The sequence below is a fragment of the Micromonospora sp. CPCC 206061 genome (assembly GCF_036906915.1).
In the GTDB taxonomy this organism is placed as follows: domain Bacteria; phylum Actinomycetota; class Actinomycetes; order Mycobacteriales; family Micromonosporaceae; genus Phytohabitans.
Window position 1 is genome coordinate 16,263 of the sequence record NZ_JBAKHX010000036.1, and the last position, 12,040, is coordinate 28,302.

Genomic DNA, 12,040 nt, shown 5'->3' on the forward strand with positions numbered 1-12,040 from the left:
TCATCACCCCGGGAGGTAGGCGAAATGCCGAGCGCCGAACCGGATCGTGGTGCCCTGCGTGAGCGCGGTCGTTGACCGGTTCTACGTGATGGTCGCTGGAGAGCCCGTTGCTGGGATAACTGGCACGGCGGGTTCGGACCGGGGGCCGCTGGAAAAGGACCCGCACGGGCACCTCGCCAGCGGCCCACCGGTACTGAATACGGGATCGACCACGAGGCCATCGACGCCGCGGTCCAGTCGGTTACAGTCGCGTTCGTTGATCAGGTCATTGCTGTTTTGATTGGATGCGACGGATGGGGTACTGGGGCACGCTCGTCGCCGTGCGGGGCGAGCGGATGCCGGCAAGCCTTCGAGGCCGCGGCGCGTCGGTCCGCTCGCACGAGGGGGCACTGCGCGGGGACGGATGGCGTGTCTACGACCTGGCCGACAACGCATTGGGCCAGAGCCTCGATCTGGTGGTCGACCTGTCGGCGGCCTCGTCGAGTCCGGTGATCGCCGCGTACATCGCCGATAGCGACTACGGCCAGCTGGTGGCGGCCACACCGCCGGGGCGCCAGTGGGGAATATGGCTCAATCGGCGAACTGCGTATGAGTTCGAGCGCGACCACTACGTGATGAACGGGGTAGCTCGCGTCGCCGCGCGCCGCCGCGCCCGGCAAACGATCGCCGGGTTTGGCTGCCCGTCGGCCGAGGCCGTTCGACATGCGGTCCAATGGGCGGCTGAAGCCGGGTATTCGGTTCCAGCAGGGCCGATCGGACAGGTCCTGCGGACCGCCCGACGTCCAGGGCTCGCTGCATGGTTTCGACTACCGTCGACGCGGTACGACTTCGCCGAGGAGATCTTCTTCGGCCTTCTCGACTGCCTCGGTATACCGCGAGCGATCACGCCCCATACCGGGTGAGGCACGGCGAAGAGCGGTTCGCGGCAATGAGCATGCGCGGATGGCTAGGCTCTGAGTCCGTGACGCGCGACGAACTCAAGGAAGTCGACTGCGTGTAGTTCGGGGTCGCCAACGTCGTGGAAGCGGAACCAGACCTCGTCATGGCACTGACCATTGGTGACCGGGAACCCCCAGTGGTCCCCGGTGCCGACCGGGGCGACGGCGATGAAGGTTCGGTCCGGAAACTCGCGGTCGTTGACTGACGCGAGGTCGTCGTCGTGGTCCGTGCCGTGCCTCGAAATCGGGAAGAGGTCGACGGTGCCGAACATCCCGCCGCCATAGTGGACCATGAAGGCTTTGTACTTTTCCGGCAGAGCAACGCCCAAGCGGGTCTCGACCTTGGTGACTTCGTCGCCGGTGACGGTGAGTCCCTCGATGAGCGGGAAACCGTACTTGGCCAGCGACGCTGCCGACGCCCGGCGTAGGGACTCGACGAGCACGTCGAACTGCGCGATCTCCATACCGCTCAGCGTATGCGTCCGCCCGTCCCCACGGTTCGGCGCCGACAATGCACGGTCATCGACCACCGACTCACCTCGCCACCCATCTCCGATGCAGACGGCCGGTTGATGGCGGCCTCCACGATGGGGGCATACAGATCATTGAGGTGAGCGTGACCGGCGTTCGGTCGAGCGTGCTGCGACTTTCCCGGCGCGACAGCCCACTGCGTTTCGAGTTCTACCCGATGGGCACATCGGGGAGCCAGCGTTCTACGCGGCAGTTGCCGAACGGCTGCGTCGCTGCGACCTGATCGTGGCCGAGGGCGTGGGCAGGATTTCGCCCGTCGACGAGACTGGCTCCCGCCCAGCCGGCCGCAGGCTCGCCGCGGTGTCCGCGCTGACCCTCAGCTACCAGTTGCCTGCGTGGGTTGAACGATCGGGACTGGTCGAGCAGAACATCCGCTACGACGCACTCGGCGTACCGGTCCGGTATCCCGACATGACCGCCGAGCAGTTCGCCACCGGTTGGCGCGCCGTGCCCGTCTGGCAACGGGCGCTCGCGGTGGGGATCTCGCCGTTGATCGGCCTGCAGCGGCTGTTATCCGGATCCCGCCGGGCGCTAGCACAGAACATGAGCGTCGATGACCTGGACTGGCAGGACGAACTGCTTGACGTCGACTCGGTGGATGACCTGTGGGCGTTGCTCGGCGAACAGCGCGACCGGCTACTGATAGCGGAACTGGACCGGATCCACCGCCAGCACCAAACCGAGGCGATCACCGTGGCCGTCGTCTACGGCGCCGCGCATGTCGCCCCGCAGTACACGGCATACGCGCACTTCACCGATACGGCGTACGCGGCGCCGAATGGCTAACCGTATTCAGCTTCTAGCAGCACAGCTACAACTCCGAAGTGGGCGATCGGGGGTTCCCTGCTGGGCCAGTGACTGACTAACTATGCCAGCGCCCAGCCACACCGCCGCCCGTGCGCATCTCGCCACGATCGGAATCACCCTCACCCCCGACGGCACCGTCTGGTCGGCCTTGGAGATAGGCGCAATCGCCCGCCTCACACTCTGACGAAAGCGCACCCGTTCGGTGAGTTTCCTCCGCCGTCCTCATCGCCGCCCGAGCCCACCGCCATCGATGATGGCGATGGGCTCGGATTTATGAACGCCGACTAGCCGAGCACGATGGCGGTGGCGCCGACTCCGCTCATACCAGCAAAAATGTCCTCGTAGAAGATCCGCCAAGCGCAGCTGCGCGTGGGGGTGTCCAGCACGTACCCGGTGCACGGCACCTGGGTGTTGGTTTTGTCGATCGCGGTCAGGGTGCCGGTGGCGAAGACCTGGGTGTTGTTCGCCGAGTTCACGATCTCCACCGATCCGCCGCTGTCGCCGTTGCCGCCGCCGTTGGTGTGTGCAGTCTGCTCGGCCCGGACCTGGCCGCAGACGACACCGACCCCGAGGAGGTTGATGCACTGGTTGATCGCGACCACCTGGATGGAGCAGCGGGTGCCGGAGAACGAACCGGAGGTGCAGACGAAGTTACCCACCTGGCTGGCCACCCGGCCGACCACCGCGTTGTTGAACTCACTGACCACGCCGCCTGCGGCGTTGGTGCTGTTGTTGTACACCCGGCCGGCGGAGTTGCCCGCGATGATCAAGGTGTCGGTGCCGGAGTTCTTGTTCATGACGGTGCCGATGACCTGGCCGGTCGGATCGGTGGCCACGTTGCCGTTGTTGGCGCAATGGGCGGCCGACAGCATCCGGTTGACGCCACCATGGACGACCGCGAAGCCTGTCGAGCAGGAGCCGCCGCCGGTCTGCCAGCGGGCACCGCCCCACCACGGCGGGCTGTCGTTCACCCGGGTCGCCGGTTCCGCCGACACGCCGGTCTCCACGGTCACCGGTACGCCCGCGTAGCTGGCCGCGCGGGCCAAGCCGTTCTGCGTAGCGGCGACCAGACCGGAGCCGTCCGCGCGCGGGCCGACCGACGTGATCTGGCTCCCGGCCTTCGCGACCAGCCTCGCCGCCGCCGCGCTCAGCTCTTTCTGGGAGTACGCGGCAGAATGCACGGTGACCGGGACGAAGGCCCGCGCCGCGGCGATCAGCCCAGCCGGCGCCTGGCCCTTCCAGTAGACCCGCAACTGCTTGCTGGTCGGGTCGGCGACCACCCCGGCGAACCCGGCGCCCGTGCTGACCCGCTCTGCGGCGGCGTTCATCTTCTCCTGGACCCGTAGCAGCTCCGCCCACGATGCGAAGCCGCCCGGGACGGGCGTGCTGGCGCCGACCGAGCCGGTCCGGACGTCACCCGCCGGTGCCGCGCCCGCCGGCGCGGCGGTCAGAGCCGTGGCGAGCAGCGCGATCCCGAATCCGGCCGCCGCCATGCGCCGTAGCGTGGTGTGTCTCATGTACTTCCTCCCCATATGAGGCGCGCGGGCGAAGGCCCGCACGCCGGACGATGCCAAAGCGGCGGGGCGAATGCCGGAAATGCTGAACACCACTGGACACCACTGGACACCACTGAACACCGGCCGCTTCGTTTTCGTGTGAGTGTGCGGCGATGAGTTTCTGGCCGCGCCCAGGTCTGACTGTCTGGGTCGGGCGGACCGAGGACCGGGCTGAGCTTCCCCCGGTTCTCCGGACACCTGAGGTGAGGTGGACGGCGGCTTCCAGGAAGGATGTCGTCTCATGCCTGCCCCACACCCCGCAGAGTTCCGCCAGCGAGCTGTGCAGTTGGCCCGGACCGGCGATAAACCGGTCGCCGTGTTGGCGAAGGATCTGGGTATCAGCGAGTCGTGTCTGCGTAACTGGATGGCCCAGGCCGATGTCGATGACGCTGGCGCGGGCCGGATCAGTCGGTGGGTGGCTGCGCTTGGCGGCCCGTGTGGGCGGCTGGACCGTCGTTCTGCTCGATCGGCATGCCCAGCAGTTGCCGCGCCGCATTCGCGTAGCGGATGGCGGTGGTCTCGCAGATGCCGAAGACCTCTGCCAGGTGCAGCGGGTCGGCGCCGCTAGCGAGGGCTTCGTCGAGGTGTCGGTCGATGCGCAGCCGTTCGAGAGTTGCCGGCAGTCCGCGCAGGATGCGGTTGAGCCAAGGTTGGCTGACCGGGTCGAGCCGCACGGCGCTTCCCTTGCTGATCAGCAGGTGTGGGTTTGCGGTGTTGGGCCAGCGGCTGCCGCGGTACTCGAGCCAGTCGTTCAACGCGGCATAGGTGAGGTCGTCCAATGGGCGGCTGTGTCCGGCGACCGTGAGTCGCCGGTTGCCGAGGTCCACGTCGGACAGTTGCATGGTGAGGATGTCGCCATGTCGGGCGGCATGGATGGCGGCCAAGGCGACCGCGACGCGGATGTGCGGCGCTGCTGCCGCTTTGACGGTCGGTGTGATCTCGGCCGGGGTGAGTGGTTGCGGGATGGGCCGTTCGACACGGCCGACGGTGATGCGGCTGGTCGGGTCGCGGAAGACGACCTGGTGGGCTTTGGCCCAGCGGAACAGCGACCGCAGCGCGTGGATTGCGGTGAGGCGTGCGCGTCCGCGTTGGGCCCGGATCCGGTCGAGGACCTCGTCGCGGGTGATCTCACGAAGATGCTCGAAGCGGGTCGACCAGTCGAGCAGCACTGGCAGCAGGGCGGCGATGTGGATGCGGACCGTCTTGGGGTGGCGGGGCCTGGTGCGGCGACCACCGTCGATGAGCAGCAGCGCCCAGCGATGGACGTCGTGACGGATGGCCGGCGCAACCCTTCCAGCTTGCCGGTGAGCCAGCGTTCGATAGTACGGGTGCGGTCGTCGTTCAAGATGCCCATCTCGGCGAGCACATGCGCTGCGTGCCGGGTGCTGTCGCCCCGTTTTCGCAGTGCCCGGTGCAGGTCGGAGTAACGGATCGTCTCGCCGGCGGCGTGGTCGGCCAGCAGCATGATCAGCGCACGGTGAAGGGCTTCGCGGACGATAGTGCTGAAGCCATGGGCCTCGGCGAAGGCGTTGGCCAGGTGCAGTGCCCATGCCAGCCAGGGGTTGTCCAGCGTCGGCCGGGTGCGCCGGTCGACGCGGCGGCAGTAGTCGCGCGGCCCGTGCTCGAACAGCGGCGGCTGGATCCAGGCGACGACGGGGCGGCCTGGCGCTGTGGGCACCGCAGCGGGCAGGCCTTCGCTGCGGTACTGCCGGCGGTGGTGGCCGACCAGGTCGCGGGTGGTGGGCAGCTCGGCCAGGAACAGCTGGTGATGACGGACTTCGCGGGCATAGGGCAACAGCACGATGTGGCTGCCGTCGCGACCGTCCATCTCGACGCTGCGGTCCAGACGTGCCTGACACCAGCACAGCCGGCAATGGCCGTTCTTCACCGGCAGCCGACGGTGACAGGCGCCGCATTCGTCGGCCGGCCACCGCTTGGCGAAGTCGTAGCACTGGTGGCACAGCCCGTTGTTGAAGCCGCATCCCCACGCCAGACAACCCCCGCAGCTGCGTGGGTGGCGGCCGGGCACACCGCGCGGGCTCATGGACGGCGCTCAGGCCGGCGGCAGCGAGCGGCCGTCACGGCGCCGAGGCACAACGGCCAACGTTGGTGCGCCGGCAGTGGCAGCGGTCGGCAGTTCGGTGCTGCCGGGCTGGGGAACGTTGTCCGGCTCGGGGATCAACACCTCGCCGACCGGGCAGCCGAGCACCGCGCAGATCACGTTCAGATCGTCGAGCTTGATCGACGCGGGTCGGCCGGACCACAGCCCGGACATCTTGCCCGCCGAGATGACCAGACCTCGTTCGGCGAGCATCCGCTGCAGCTCCGACGCTTTCCAGATGCCGCGGTTCGCCGCCGCCAGCCGCAAATTCCACCGCATTCAGATCAGTCCTTCCAACCGCTGGGCGGCCCGCTGTTGCCCGGCCACCCAGGCGTCCTCGATGCGGGTGCGGTGCACGTGGACGTGGACGTGGACGTAGCGCATTGTGGTGGCCACCCACGAGTGGCCGAGCAGCTCCTGGATCGAGATCAGATCCACCCCGGACAGATACAGCTGCGACGCGCAGAAGTGCCGCAACACGTGCGGGGTCAACGTGTCCGCCCACGTCGGCAGATGGTTGCCTGCGGCTGCGGCCAGGCCCTGCCTCAGCGCGTCGTCGCCGACGCGACGGCACGACCCATCACCGTTCTTGCGCTCCGATGGGAACAGCGGCGCCCCGGGCCGGGTGTGGTCGGCGTCGAACAGACCCCACACGTCCTCGATGAACCAGCGCAGCGTCCGACCCGCGTGGTTGACCAGCGGCACCATCCGCTCCCGCGGGCCCGAACCCCGCGAGCCCTTGCCATAACGGACGTGCAGCTTGCCAAACCGGCCCAGATCCCACTTCACGTCAGCCAGGTCCAGGTTGCATGCCTCGTTGACCCGCAACCCAACCTCGGCCATCAACCGGGCCGCCGTGTAGTTCCGCGCGGTCGGCGCGAACTTCCGACAGCTGGCCAGCTCGCCCGTCCACCCGATAAACAGCTCCGCCACCTCCGCCTCCGAAGGAGGAACACGCAGCCGGGCGTCCTTACGGCCGCGGGGCCGATTCATCTCGTCGATCGGGCACTGCACCACCCGGCCAGTCATCGCGTGGATCTCGACCTTGTGCCGCAGTTCCAGAAACGCGAAGTAGGTCGTCAACGCCTGGGCCCGCGCCAGCCGAGTCCCGCTCGCCGCGTCGCGTAACACCCGACCGAAGTACGCGTCGGCGTCAGCCGCCTCCATCTCCCACAACGGCCGGTCGAACCACGCCCGCACCTGCTCCAGATGCCCCACATCGGCACGCACCGTCGCATCGGCCAACCCCGCCGACGCCCGCGCCAACACGAACCCAGCCAACACATCGGTCTCGAACTCCACCAACTCAGCAGCCGACGCCGGCCCGCGGCGCTCCCGCAGATCCCGAACCGCCGCCAACGCCAACCCGAGCACCCCACCTTCACCAACACAGCCGAAAGGCCAACCACCATGCCAACGCTTCAGAATCCCCGAAGTCACGTCGGAACCACCCAGACCACCCAGACCAGTGATCCGCCCAGCCAGAAGGACTCTCGCCGGCTCACCACGCCAACGAACCCGGGAGATGTCGCACAGACCCGTGAGGAGGCCCCCCGTGCCTGACCTACGCCGGCTCATCGACCCCGTCCCCCGAACATCTTCGACGTCCGGGGTGATGACCTTGCCGCACTGCTGACCGAGGGCTTCCTCGGATCGGTGTGGCTGACCGGGCAGGCCCCGTCACGGGAGCTGCGACGCGGCCGGTACACCCCGGCGTCGATCACCCACCCGGGCAAGATGCTGCCCACCATCGCCCGCTACGCCATCCGCACCTACACCGCCCCGGGTGACACCGTGCTCGACCCGATGGCCGGCATCGGCACCACCGTGACCGAGGCCATGCACCTGGGCCGGCACGGCGTCGGCGTGGAGTACGAACCGCGCTGGGCCGCCCACACAGCCGACAACATCCGCCTCGCCGAACGCCGGGGCGCGGCCGGCACCGGCGAGATCTACACCGGGGACTCGCGCACCCTGCCGTCCCTGCTGCCCGCGAACCTGCGTGGCCGGGTCGCGCTGGTGGTCACGTCGCCGCCGTACGGGCCGTCCACCCACGGCCACGTCCGCACCCCCGGCCCCAGGCGCGGCAAGGTCCGCAAGCTCCACCACAAGTACGGCGCGGTGGACAACCTCGCCTACCGCAGCCACGCCGAGCTAGCCGACGGGTTCACCCAGATCCTGGCCGGCTGCCTACCGCTACTCCGCCCCGGTGGACACGTTGTCGTCACCGCCCGCCCCTACCGGCGGCACGGCGAGCTGGTCGACATCCCCGGCATGGTCGTCGCGACCGGCGTCGCCGCCGGCCTGGAACTGGTCGAGGAATGCATCGCCCTCATCTGCGGCGTCCGCAACGGCGTGATCATCCCTCGGGCCTCGTTCTTCCAGCAGAAGAACGTCCGCGACGCCATCGCGGCCGGCGACCCGCAATGGCTGCTTCAACACGAGGATGTGCTGGTCCTGGCCGCCTCGCAGCCCTCCGACAGCCGGAACTCAAGCGATGTCGGACTATGACCGCCGATGCATCCGCAAAGTCGAGTGCCGCCACGCCGGACGGCTCGCCCCCGTTGACGATCGAGTTCGACACCGATGCACCCGTACTCACTACTGGCGCCTCCCGCGTCCTACTCGCGCTGTTGCTGGCATCGGACCCCGAACAAGCCATCACAAACGCCGACGAGACCGGCCCTGCGAAGTAGCGACCGAGCATCGTCACCGGCACGGGAACGCCGCCAGCATTCGGTCTTGATCGCTTCACCCAGGTTTGCGTGGATCTGGTCGACGGCCCACGGACTGACGCGGCGGGACCTGGCCGGCCAGTGGGCCGTCCATCACCTATCCACAGCGTGAAAGGACAGCAACGCGTGTACGTCACCGTTGTGCGCGAACCAGCCGGCGAAGCCATCGACAAGTGGTGGTACTGGCACGCCAACCGGTTCTCGACGGCCGGCGTCGTCTGCCTGCCCGCCGCGTTCACCCAACTTTCCATCGACGCAGCGGAGATTGCCGATGACCATCGACACCACGCCCGGCCACCCACGCCTGCGGTGGCCTTCTACGGCCGCGTCGCTCACGACAGCGACCACACCGAGGAGCAGCTCACCCAGCAGTACGAGCAGTGCCGGCGCGCCCTGCCGCCCGGCACCATCACCGCCGTCTTCTACGACGTCGATCCCAGCGGTACGCCAGGCACGCCCACCTTCGACCGGCTCACCATCGGCGGTGTGCACGCACGCCGGGACAGCGAGCTCGATGACCTACTCGCCGAGGCCATCCACCGAGAGCGCCGCTTCGACTACCTCACCGCGAGCGACCCGTTCCGGCCGTCCCGCAACCCTGGCCAGGCGATACAGCTGCTACGCCGACTCCGATCGGCGCGGATCCAGCCGCTGTTTCCCCACGTCGCCGACACCGGGTGCCCCGCCGACCTACTCGACCTCAACCTGAGCCTCGTCTCCGGTGCGGACCACGCGAGGACCACCGAGTGCCTAGCCGGACGATCGCGTCCGCCCATCGGCCAGGCACGCCGGAGGCCGCGGCGCACCGCAGACCACCCCGACGACCTCACCGAGGCAGGGACCACCACCCCATGACGATCAACATCCCACGCCTTCAACGTGACATTGCCACGCTCGCCTTCGACCCGCCGAAGCTCCGGTTCGGCTTCTACGGCCGCGTCTCCACCGAAGACAACCAAGACCCCGAAGCGTCAAAGAACTGGCAGATGACCCGCGCCAACGCGCTCATCGAGCCACGCGGCGGCCTGATCGTCGCGCAGTTCTTCGACATCGGGATGTCCAGGTCGCTGCCATGGAAACGCCGCCCACAGGCCTCAGCACTGCTCGACGCACTGGCCGACCCCAACCGAGGCTTCGACGCCGTAGTCATCGGCGAACCACAACGCGCCTTCTACGGCAACCAGTACGGGCTGACCATGCCCGTCTTCACCCACTACGGCGTCCAACTGTGGGTACCCGAAGTCGGCGGCCCCATCGACCCCGACTCCGAAGCCCACGACCTGATCATGAGCGTGTTCGGCGGGATGTCCAAAGGCGAACGGTCCCGCGTCAAGATCCGCGTCCGCACCGCGATGGCGGCCCAGGCAAAGATCGAGGGACGCTTCCTCGGCGGCAGGCCACCATACGGATACCGGCTCGTAGACGCCGGGCCACACCCCAACCCCGCAAAGGCCGCCGACGGCAAACGCCTCCACAAGCTGGAACCCGACCCCGCGACCGCCGCCGTGGTCAAGCGCATCTTCGCCCTGTACCTGTCCGGACTGGGAATCTTCGCCATCGCCGAACAAATCACCCGCGACAACATCCCGTCGCCATCCGCCGCCGACCCCGCCCGCAACCACCACCGCACCGGCGAAGGCTGGGCCAAAAGCGCGATCAAAGCCATCCTCGCCAACCCCCGCTACACCGGCCGCCAAGTCTGGAACAAACAGCGCAAAGACGAGGTACTCCTCGACGTCGAAGACGTCGCCCTCGGCTACGAAACCCGGATGCGATGGAACAACGAGGACACCTGGGTCTGGTCCGACACCATCGTCCAGGAACCGCTGGTCAGCGTCGAAGACTTCGAGCAAGCCCAACAGATCAGCGCGCAGCACGGACGGGGACGCCATACCCGCCAACGCGAACGGGTAAAGCGCAGCTACTCCCTACGCGGCCTGCTCATCTGCGGACTCTGCGGCCGCAAGATGCAAGGCCAATACAGCCACGGCGCCCCCTACTACCGCTGCCGCTACCCAGCCGAATACGCCCTGGCCAACCACGTCCAACACCCACGCAACGTCTACCTGCGCGAACCCGACGTACTACCACTAATCGATCAATGGCTCATGCAAGCCTTCGCACCACACCACGTAGCAGACACCATCCGTCAACTCCACGCAGCGCAACCGCAAGAACGGGTAAAGGTGACGCCGCCCGAAGACGACACCCAAGCCCTGCTCGCCGCCTGCGACGAGAAGCTGGCCCGCTACCGCGCCATAGCCGAGGCAGGCGGCGACCCGGCCACCATCGCCGGATGGATCGCAGAGGTCAACACACAACGTACGGCTGTGCTCGCCCGCCGACCGACACCCACCGTCGAGATAAACAAGATCACCCGACTCAGCACAGACGACATCCAACGGCTAGTGCGGACCTTCGACCACGTCCGGCAGACCATCAGGCAGGCGAACCCCGAGAGTAAGGGCGAGATCTACCGGCAGCTTCGGCTCACGGTCACCTACGACCCCGGAAACAACAGAATCCGGGTCGCGGCGACGCCCGACCCGGATTCGTGTGGGGTTTTGGTACGTGTCCGAGGGGGGACTCGGCCACGCACACCAAGCACATCCGCTGGGAAACGGTGTGCATGCGTTGACGGTAGCCGCCCCAGACCGCGGTAGCAACTCCCCCGAAAGCGTGACGGCATAAGGCTTGCACGAAGCCTTGCGTGTCGGCCGGACCTCACACCGCTCCACAAGCGACGATTAACTCGAAGCACGACCTGACCTGCAGATGTCAAACAGCGAACGGGTGAAGGAAATGACCAGTCCCAACCCCAACCACATGATCGAATACTGCGGTGACGTACTGCCCCACATGCTGACCACCGCCTGCGGAGTCGACAGCGACCTCGGCCGACGGATCGGCCAGGACATCCTGCAACGGGCCGAAGCGCTGGCCGCCCTGCCACCGCGCGACCAAGACGTGCTGATCGCCCCGTTCGTCGAAGAGGTCTTCGACCACAAGCCCCTCGACACCTCTTTGGATCTCAAGGCGAAAGTCACCCTGGTGGTCCGCAACAGCCTGCTCGAACAGGCCCACCACAACGGCGAACTCACCACCGGCATCATCCCCGCCACCGAGTACGCCACCGGCCCGCTATCGCACTTCCTCGCCGCACGACGCCGCAACCCCGTCAACTACAACGGCCCCAACCCATTCACCGGCCTGGCCACCCGCTACCCCCGCGCCTGGGCATGCCTGAACGCGCTGACCGAAGCCTCGCCGACGGCGGCCGTCAACCGCTGCGCCTACCCACCGCCCCGATCCCGGACCTTCCCAGCGGCGACGAGCTAGCCACCGCACCACCGGCCACCCACGACGATGCCA

At 67.7% G+C, this 12,040-nt stretch carries 11 protein-coding genes and 2 pseudogenes; 9 read left to right on the plus strand and 4 right to left on the minus strand.

Going from position 1 to position 12,040, the window contains the following annotated elements; all coding sequences use genetic code 11:
* Nucleotides 1–320: 320 nt before the first annotated feature.
* Nucleotides 321–902: a hypothetical protein gene (locus V6V89_RS23100; RefSeq protein ID WP_334621339.1), complete on the plus strand. Its 582-nt coding sequence runs from the start codon at nt 321–323 to the stop codon at nt 900–902.
* A 44-nt stretch (nt 903–946) separates the two neighbouring features.
* Here V6V89_RS23100 and V6V89_RS23105 read toward each other — a convergent pair whose 3' ends face one another.
* Nucleotides 947–1,402, minus strand: coding sequence for an SMI1/KNR4 family protein (locus V6V89_RS23105; RefSeq protein WP_334621340.1), 456 nt, complete (start codon nt 1,400–1,402; stop codon nt 947–949).
* A 367-nt stretch (nt 1,403–1,769) separates the two neighbouring features.
* Here V6V89_RS23105 and V6V89_RS23110 point away from each other — a divergent pair, with 367 nt between their 5' ends.
* Complete coding sequence (locus tag V6V89_RS23110; RefSeq protein ID WP_334621342.1) at nt 1,770–2,255, plus strand: hypothetical protein; 486 nt, start codon at nt 1,770–1,772, stop codon at nt 2,253–2,255.
* 305 nt (nt 2,256–2,560) lie between these two features.
* Here the strand turns inward: V6V89_RS23110 and V6V89_RS23115 are convergent, their stop codons facing one another.
* A complete protein-coding gene (locus V6V89_RS23115; protein WP_334621343.1) occupies nt 2,561–3,793 on the minus strand; it encodes a hypothetical protein in 1,233 nt (410 codons plus the stop codon).
* Nucleotides 3,794–4,073: 280 nt separating this feature from the next.
* On the opposite strand from V6V89_RS23115, the pseudogene V6V89_RS41785 reads away from it, so the two are divergent.
* Nucleotides 4,074–4,205: pseudogene (locus tag V6V89_RS41785) on the plus strand (transposase); the annotation flags it as partial.
* 172 nt (nt 4,206–4,377) lie between these two features.
* Complete coding sequence (locus tag V6V89_RS41790) at nt 4,378–5,259, plus strand: hypothetical protein (RefSeq protein WP_442935201.1); 882 nt, start codon at nt 4,378–4,380, stop codon at nt 5,257–5,259.
* 626 nt (nt 5,260–5,885) lie between these two features.
* Here V6V89_RS41790 and V6V89_RS23125 read toward each other — a convergent pair.
* Together V6V89_RS23125 and V6V89_RS23130 are read right to left on the minus strand one after the other, a co-directional pair.
* Nucleotides 5,886–6,212: a helix-turn-helix domain-containing protein gene (locus V6V89_RS23125; RefSeq protein WP_334621345.1), complete on the minus strand. Its 327-nt coding sequence runs from the start codon at nt 6,210–6,212 to the stop codon at nt 5,886–5,888.
* A complete protein-coding gene (locus V6V89_RS23130) occupies nt 6,213–7,307 on the minus strand; it encodes a tyrosine-type recombinase/integrase (RefSeq protein ID WP_334621347.1) in 1,095 nt (364 codons plus the stop codon).
* Nucleotides 7,308–7,529: 222 nt separating this feature from the next.
* Here V6V89_RS23130 and V6V89_RS23135 point away from each other — a divergent pair.
* The 5 genes and pseudogenes from V6V89_RS23135 to V6V89_RS23155 form a co-directional block, all read left to right on the plus strand.
* Nucleotides 7,530–8,429 (plus strand): annotated as a pseudogene (locus V6V89_RS23135) (TRM11 family SAM-dependent methyltransferase); the annotation flags it as partial.
* Nucleotides 8,430–8,440: 11 nt separating this feature from the next.
* The gene (locus V6V89_RS23140) at nt 8,441–8,629 is read left to right on the plus strand and encodes a hypothetical protein (RefSeq protein ID WP_334621348.1); all 189 of its coding nucleotides are present in this window, start codon (nt 8,441–8,443) and stop codon (nt 8,627–8,629) included.
* 165 nt (nt 8,630–8,794) lie between these two features.
* Entirely contained in the window at nt 8,795–9,523 is a 729-nt protein-coding gene (locus tag V6V89_RS23145; RefSeq protein ID WP_334621349.1) for a hypothetical protein, read from the plus strand.
* A complete protein-coding gene (locus V6V89_RS23150) occupies nt 9,520–11,331 on the plus strand; it encodes a recombinase family protein (RefSeq protein ID WP_334621350.1) in 1,812 nt (603 codons plus the stop codon). Before V6V89_RS23145 ends, V6V89_RS23150 begins: the two co-directional genes overlap by 4 nt.
* Nucleotides 11,332–11,470: 139 nt before the next feature.
* Complete coding sequence (locus V6V89_RS23155) at nt 11,471–12,007, plus strand: hypothetical protein (protein WP_334621351.1); 537 nt, start codon at nt 11,471–11,473, stop codon at nt 12,005–12,007.
* The last annotated feature ends 33 nt before the right edge of the window (nt 12,008–12,040 follow it).

Excerpts from the sequence above, each read along its gene's own strand:
- V6V89_RS23150 (WP_334621350.1), top strand. The coding sequence starts at position 9,520 with ATGACGATCAACATCCCACGCCTTCAACGTGACATTGCCACGCTCGCC.
- V6V89_RS23155 (WP_334621351.1), top strand. The coding sequence starts at position 11,471 with ATGACCAGTCCCAACCCCAACCACATGATCGAATACTGCGGTGACGTA.
- V6V89_RS23105 (WP_334621340.1), bottom strand. The coding sequence starts at position 1,402 with ATGGAGATCGCGCAGTTCGACGTGCTCGTCGAGTCCCTACGCCGGGCG.
- V6V89_RS23115 (WP_334621343.1), bottom strand. The coding sequence starts at position 3,793 with ATGAGACACACCACGCTACGGCGCATGGCGGCGGCCGGATTCGGGATC.
- V6V89_RS23140 (WP_334621348.1), top strand. The coding sequence starts at position 8,441 with ATGACCGCCGATGCATCCGCAAAGTCGAGTGCCGCCACGCCGGACGGC.
- V6V89_RS23125 (WP_334621345.1), bottom strand. The coding sequence starts at position 6,212 with ATGCGGTGGAATTTGCGGCTGGCGGCGGCGAACCGCGGCATCTGGAAA.